The sequence below is a fragment of the Candidatus Zixiibacteriota bacterium genome (assembly GCA_014728145.1).
Taxonomy (GTDB): Bacteria; Zixibacteria; MSB-5A5; order JAABVY01; family JAABVY01; genus WJMC01.
Genome location: WJMC01000231.1, coordinates 1 through 7,433 on the forward strand (window position 1 = coordinate 1; position 7,433 = coordinate 7,433).

Annotated in this window: 6 protein-coding genes; all 6 read right to left on the minus strand. The window is 49.8% G+C overall.

Annotated features, from left to right (window positions below):
• Positions 1 to 666: asparagine synthetase B (locus GF404_12855; protein MBD3383069.1), on the minus strand; the 666-nt coding region annotated here is incomplete at its 3' end.
• A 6-nt stretch (positions 667 to 672) separates the two neighbouring features.
• Positions 673 to 3,075, minus strand: coding sequence for a hypothetical protein (locus tag GF404_12860; protein MBD3383070.1), 2,403 nt, complete (start codon positions 3,073 to 3,075; stop codon positions 673 to 675).
• Complete coding sequence (locus GF404_12865) at positions 3,068 to 4,150, minus strand: glycosyltransferase (protein MBD3383071.1); 1,083 nt, start codon at positions 4,148 to 4,150, stop codon at positions 3,068 to 3,070. The genes GF404_12860 and GF404_12865 overlap by 8 nt, the downstream gene beginning before the upstream one ends.
• A 38-nt stretch (positions 4,151 to 4,188) precedes the next feature.
• Positions 4,189 to 5,556 carry a hypothetical protein gene (locus tag GF404_12870; GenBank protein ID MBD3383072.1) on the minus strand — a complete coding sequence of 456 codons (1,368 nt, stop codon included), beginning with the start codon at positions 5,554 to 5,556 and terminating at the stop codon, positions 4,189 to 4,191.
• 2 nt (positions 5,557 to 5,558) lie between these two features.
• Positions 5,559 to 6,932 (minus strand): hypothetical protein, encoded by a 1,374-nt coding sequence (locus GF404_12875; GenBank protein ID MBD3383073.1) that lies wholly within the window; start codon positions 6,930 to 6,932, stop codon positions 5,559 to 5,561.
• On the minus strand, positions 6,922 to 7,433 hold a 512-nt coding region (locus GF404_12880; protein MBD3383074.1), incomplete at its 5' end, for a hypothetical protein. The genes GF404_12880 and GF404_12875, both read right to left, overlap by 11 nt.

Sequence of the window (7,433 nt, forward strand, 5' to 3'; positions counted from 1 at the left end):
ATCCCAGTACTTTCGCAGATCGATTTTGCTGTTCTGGCAGGTCAGCGAATACCCCGGCATCAGCTTCTTTATTCCAGTAAATAATGTCTGCTCATCGAGCGTGTACTTGAGCGCCATCTGCTCCGCCAGGGCGTCATGATTTAAACGCCTGGGAACATCATCGAATTCCAGAATCGATTTGATTTCAGAGCCAAAAATCAGGTAGTCATCGCAATCGTAGTAATAGAGGGGCTTGATACCGAGACGGTCGCGCACCAGAAACAGCCTCCGCTGTTTTTTATCGTATATCACGAAAGCGAACATCCCGCGCAGGTGGTGGACACAGTTCTCGCGATACTCCTCGTAGGCATGGATAATCGTTTCTGTATCGGATTTTGTTTTGTACTTATAGCCTTTGGATTTTAGACTCGACCTGATCTCGGCATGGTTGTAGATTTCGCCGTTAAAGACTATCCAGATTGAACCATCTTCGTTGGACATCGGCTGATGCCCTCCGGCCAGATCGATAATCGACAACCTCCGGAAACCGAGCCCGAGATTGCCATCGACGTACTCCCCGGAGTCATCGGGTCCCCGATGATAAAGAGTATCCGACATGCGGCGAATCAGTTCAGGCTCAACTCGGCGGCTGTTGTCCTTGAAATATATCCCGCAGAATCCGCACATATTCGACTATAACTCGATTTCCCACATATCGTTCGATTTTTGCAGAGGTTTTTCGACCTGCCCGCAGATCACTTTTTTGAGCTTATCGCGGCGAATCTTCAAACTGCCGGTCAGGTCACCGTGGAGGTGAAGTTCATCGCCTTTAAACAAACCAAAGATATTGGCACTGCGGTTGACCTGTACGATCGGTTTGCGATTAAGGGTGAAAGCTTCGATTCCGGTCAAAAAGAATCTCTCGAGTTTGCGCTTGGAATCAAAACGGACAAACGCCAGCGTATCGCCGTCACCGAAGCGCCAGAAATCATTGTAGTCCTCGAAGACGATGTTCCACAGGTCATGACCAGCCATCTCGATCATCGGAGGCAGATCGACCATGCGGGTTGGAAACACGCAGACCGGGAAATGCACCTGGTGGTTCGTCTCGGGCCTGATTTTTAAAGTCGTAATCTTTTCGATCTGGCCGTAGTCGGGTGAATACCAGCCTGAGATCGGATCATCCTGACCCGAATGTGCCTTAAAATCGTAGCTTCTCTCGGTCAAGGGTTTCAGGATCACCCTCAGACCGCCATCCTGAAGTGAAATCTGCTGTTTACGGGTTGAAAATGAATGCGATGAAAATGGTGTATGATACAAAAAATCTATTTCACTTCCACGGGTATCGACGCGGTCATTGATAATATAATAATGATCGGAGATTCTGATAATATTTCTCATCCATAACTTGTCAGGATGACGGCTGGATGAAATCGAGGCTGAAACATAATCCAGCCCCTCGCAGGCAAAAGATCTCTGCAAGTTGACATCCGAATAATACTTCCATTCGAAGATATCCTCCGGCTCGGAAAAGCCCCGCTTCTCCAGCAGGCAGACATTATGCGCCTGCGCCGACCGGAAGTAATTGCGGTATTCGGGATTGCCGGTGTAACAGAAAGTGCCTGGATCGACCAGAACCGGCTGCTTGCCGATTACCAGTTCGAGTGAGAGACTGTCGGCATGGCTGTGAACGCAATCCTTGTAACCAAATTTACCGCAGTCAAAAAGTAAGTAACTTTTGTCATCTTCGGATCTCAATACAGCGTAACCAGCCTGCGGAAACAATTTCGAGTTCAATTTTCGCGCTTGTATAGTAGAGGGTTCGTAATCTGTCACCTGCTTCATACCCAGAAGCCAGGCAGTCTCGTACACCGGTTTGTACGGCCATAACTCGGGACGGTCAAAGTAGACTGCCGCAGTAGATAGCACGGCTGAATAATCCCGGACATCATCGAACTCCAGCCAGGTCAGCTTACCTCCATCGGAATCACCGATCTGGGGCCAGAGGCCATCCGGACGCCTGAGTTCATAGATGTATTCAACCATCTTGAAAATCATCTCACGGAAGCTGTCCGGAAGTTTGATTTGGTTTCGATCGCACAGGATCAATGTGTGCAAATAGAAATCAGCGCTGTAACGATGATAACAGGACGAGCGTTCTTTGTGAGCACCCTCGGCCGTAAACTGGTTCTCGAGTTCGTCCACCAGTATCTTAAGTCCGATCTCACGCCATTCATCCGCAGGCTTCAGTTCCGGAAAGATCAAACCAGCCGCAAACAGTCCGAAGGCTTCACCGGTCAGGTGCGTGTTCGGCGAAAAATAGTATGAGAGATGATCCTGAATATGCTCCGCCATACGGTAGATGATAAACCATACCATCCCGGCAAAGCGGTCATCCAGAAGCTCGCATTTGCGGAAGAACTCGATCATCCAGGCCAAAGCGTAAATTCTGAATGCGCATTCCAGGGAGGAGCTCCAGTTGATCCCGATTTTGGGCGGGTTTTTCTTGAGCCAGTCTTCAATCAGGCCAAAGGCCTTGAGCGCGTAAAAGTCCTGCCCGGTCAGAAAATAAGCCTGTGCCAGCGGATAGATAAATTTGAGACGAGACAGCTCCCAGACAACTTTGGAATCTCCCACCTCCCGGGGATCGAGAAAGGGCACATCGGCATAAAACGACGGAGCTGAATGGATATCAGCAACAGGATCATAGAACCAGTCGGGCGGTGTGCCAAACTCGAGCGTCTTACCGCCGAAGATGGGGAACCTGTCACGCAGGATATCATCGGCGATTTTAATGATCGCTTCCGTCTCGCACAAATAGAAGCGTTTCATCAGCTCGAGATCATCGGATGCCAGTGGCAGTCGGAAGAATTCCGGCAGTTTGCGTTCGCGGAAATGGGCCGCCAGTCCGCTTCTAAGCAGGCTCGGATCGGTAAAGATATGCTCCAGGGCTTCCTCCGAAAAGAGATATTCCCCGGCCGACGCGCGTTTGCGTTCGGTGACACGCCCCAGTGCTTCCCGGCCACGATAGTACAGCTCCGGGAACTCCATGTGGAGCATTTTGGTACCAAGTTTTACAAGCTTGCTCTTAGGCATCGTGCATACCCGAATATATTTTATACCAGTCCCGGCGTACCTGTTTCCATGAAAACCGATCACAGAACTTCCGGGCGTTGTCGGCCAGTTTACCACCCAGGTCGTCGTTTTCTATAACGCTGACGATCTTTTCTGCCAAAGCCTTGTAATCCCCTCTTTTGGCAAGCAGGCCGGTTTTGCCATCCTCACAGATATAGGGTATCCCGCCGGCATCAGTCGAGACAACCACCAGCCCGGAAGAATACGCCTCCAGAAATGAGAGCGGCATATTGTCGATTTCGGAGGAGTTGAGAAAGATATCATGCTGATCGAACAGTTTAGCTATTTCTTCTCTCTCCACTCTCCCGGTGAAAGTGATACCAGAATACCCGTTCTCCCGGACGAGACGTTTTACTCCCGCTTCAGCTCGGCCGGAGCCTACAATAGTAAGAACGGCATCGGGATAGCTTTCCTTTACGATTTTGTATGCCTTCAGCGCCACAGGTACATTGTAGAGTTCCTCGAGGTTGCGGGCAACAACAATTTTCGGCTCAAAGCTTTTGCGGGACCGGAACTTAAACTGGCTCAGATCGATCACGTTATATACCGCTTCAGCCTTCAGATCGAAATCCGCGAACTCATCGACGAGGTACCCCGAGGGCACAACCAGCCTGTCGGCCAGTTTTATGATTGGAATTGCGATTTTACCCTGCTTTTCGAGATGATCCCGGCATTCACCGGAATGATAATTCAGCAGGATTTTTTTGCCAAACAATCTCGCAATCAGTATCGCCGGTGTCGGGGCCAGGATGAATGAAAAGTACGAGGCGGAAAAAATATGGATGATATCATAACGGGGTATATGTCTTATCAACCTGATCAGGTAAAAAAACGAAACCACCAGCGTGCGTATATACTTGATCTTCGTCAAATAAAAAAGAATGCCCGGGGGTCTCGGGTTATGAGGCACAAATCCGACCTGCACCCCGTCTTCTCTCAGCTTTCTCAAAAGCAAGTCGGCCTGCACCGCCTGACCGCCCATAATATCGAGCGAGGGCGCTACGATTAATACTTTGTACGGGTACCTGGCTTTCATCCCTGAAATATTCTGCCTCCTGGCGTGAGCGAAAAAGATCAGCTTAGAAACGGAGGTTTGACTTCGCTTTTCACATACCTGAATTTACCGGATTTTTCTCGTTCGAGCTGGTCATGCTGGATAAACTCGATCTCAACCGGGCTCTCCATAACGCTTTCGAAGCGATTAAGGATAATGTTCATCTTCTGTTCCGAAAGCGGCTTTTCAGCCACGTAATTGAACTCAAAATAATTTGGTGACTTCTGGATTAACTGCGCCTGGATCTTGTACTCCAGCTTGCGGATCAATTTGATCAATGTCATCCCTGTAATCATCTTACCGTTCGGTTTGGTGACAACATCAACCACTCGACCCGCCACCTCGGCGATTTTGGGCAATTTCGATCCACAGGGACAATGCGAATACTCCAGCCTGACCAGGTCTCCCACCTGGTAACGAATAAGCGGCATAGCGTAATGCCACAAGTCTGTCACCAGCAGATTGCCGAGTTTATCGCCGGCAGGTCTGCCCTGGCTGTCGACAGACTCCAGAATCACACCGGGCGCGAAATAATGCATTTTTTTATATTTCGGGCATTCGGCGGCGATACTGCCAAATTCGCGCGAGCCGTACTTATTATATACCCTGGCTCCAAAGATAACTTCCAGAGCTTCACGTTGATAATCGAAGAGCTGTTCAGCCGAGCAGACTATCGTATCGAAGTTAAGCCTGATATTTTTCGAGTCGATCCTTTTTGCAAATGAATAGATTATACTGGGGTACGCCTGCACAAGCTTCGGTTTGAGCTTGCGGATCCACTGGACGGTCCGCTCAAGGTTTTCGTCATCCAGATCGGAAGACGTTACAAACCATGAACGTGTTGCCAGCGACCGTACCAGCCGGGCTTTGAAACTCTCATGCTGATCGAAATCCTGCGCTGCTCCCCAGAAATAAAGCTGTTTATCGCCCACTTCGAATCCGTACCAGCGCTTGAAATTGTATTCCATGGCGGTCTTCATATCCCGGCAGTTATGGTCGCGCCAGAAGGTCAATGACTGCCCGGTCGAACCACCGGTGCTGGATTTAGCGCGCGTATGAGGCGGATAGTTCTCGGCCAGGATCTGATCCATATTGTCACGGATTATATCCCTGGTGAGAACCGGGAAATGGCGCAGGTCTTCGATAGATTCGATATCCGAGGGGGTCATGCCGATATCGCGGAAGACCTGACGGTAGTATGGCGAATTGCGGTAAACGTGCTTCATCAGGTTCTGCAGGCTTTCCAATTGCAGTTCCGCCAGATCAACTGCTGAAAACTTTTCCAAACGGGCCATCATATCCATCTTCGAGAGGAAACCATCCAGTCCCCTGTGGCGGAGATAGAGCGGATAGGTTGTGCGCCTGATTAAACTCGAGACTAAAGACATAGTCAATCCATGACCTCCGAAATTGTCAACCTGTACTTTCCGGATTTCTCGCGCGGGATATCATCCGGGAACTCGAATTCGAGCCTGACATCGTCGCCGATCGCCCGGGCGAACTGAACATTCAGCTTCTTTAAAGTGTTTTCGTCAAAATCCTCGTTTTTTACAATCCTGATTATTACATGATCGATACTTTTCTGCACAATCTGAGTTTTTCTGATCTGTTTGTACTTCGACATAATCGAAACAGTCAGCCCAGTTCCGCTGACAAAGCGGCCGCCAGGCAGTTTGATGTAATCTGAAACACGCCCTCCCACTTCAGATATTGTTGGCAGGTTACGGCCGCATCGGCACGGTTTCTGATCCGGATTTATAATTACTATGTCGCCAATTTGGTAGCGGATAAACGGAAAAACCAAATTCTCCAGGTCAGTGATCAGCAAGCGGGCGCGAACTCGGCCATCCGGCAATGTCTCCAGAGGGTCATACTCGAGATATAAATTTTCGACGTTGATATGAAGTCCGTCATGGTATTCACATTCGGAAGCGATAACCGCCATCTCGCGACATCCGTAACGTTCAAATACCGGAGCCCTGAATACCCGCTCGATAACTTCCCGGTCAGCTTCAGTCAGCATCTCGGCCGAGGCTATGACCGTCTTAGGCGAGGGTAGTTTTACTCCGTTGCCCTCCAGGTAACGCGCCAAAAATCCAAGCGCGCCGGAGTACCCCAGAAATACCTGTGGTTTTTCCGCCCGCCAGCGATCGATAAATCCGGCGATGATATCATCGGTCAGGCGATTTGAGTCGAGAAAAATGTTCTTCCCCCAGAAGAGTTCACGCATCCTCGTTTTGACAGGTTTGCGTCGATCAATATCATCCGGCGCACCCCATAGAATCGCCAACAGGTCCCCCTGCCGGAAACCGGTCCAGAGGTCGTGGCGCAATGTAGCCGCCTTGATCATGGCTTCGCGGTAGGGATCGATGTAGAAATACAGCGCGCTTCCGGTGGTACCCCCGGTTCGATTCTCTATCAGGTCATCGGGGGGATAGTCCTGATTGACTATACGATCGCGGTTCTCGAGAACATCTTTTTTGCTCAATGGCTCTATATCTTCGGGCGACTCGATTCTATCGAAATCTGTGGATTTAAAGCCAGCCCGCATAAAGCGTTTTTTCCAAAAGGGTGAGCTTTCGAAGGCGGTTTTTAATAGTTTACGCAGTTTGGTTACCTGGATCTGTTTAAGTGTATCCCGGTCGTAATACTGGCTTCGATCGAGTTTATCCAAAAGCTCGAGATGATTTACAGGATCGCGCCGGGCATGCAGGCTGTATGCCGTCCGGACCAGGGCATTGGTGAAGTAGTCATTAAGTGACATGCTTCACCTCGTTTTGATCAAACTGGTCGAGCCGTGCCAGGATATAACCTACCGCTATCGTCAGCCCGCCATAGAAATACCAGTTTGAACGATACAGGCTGTGGCCGAAGATCCCTACAACCATCAATGTGACCAAAGACAATGTCATCCCCATCAAAAGCCCCCAGAGCCAGGTTCGTCGCTTGAATTTGTCGATCAGGTAACGCCTGTATTTCTTCTGGTAATAAAACAATGCCGAGACATACAGCCCGAAGGTTATCAAACCGATTATCCCCAGTTCAGCGATCAACTGGATATACAAGCTGTGTGGCGCCAGGTAGCTTTTACGACCCTCCGAGTAACCTTCGGCATTGGCGATACTGAAAGCCCCGGTACCGACCCCTGTGAAGGGTCGATCGATGAACATTCGCAAGCCCTTTCCCCAGACCTTGAGACGTTGCTGGGAAGACTCGTCCCTGTCCTCGGCAACAATTGAGGCGTAACGCTCCTGGTATTGTTGTG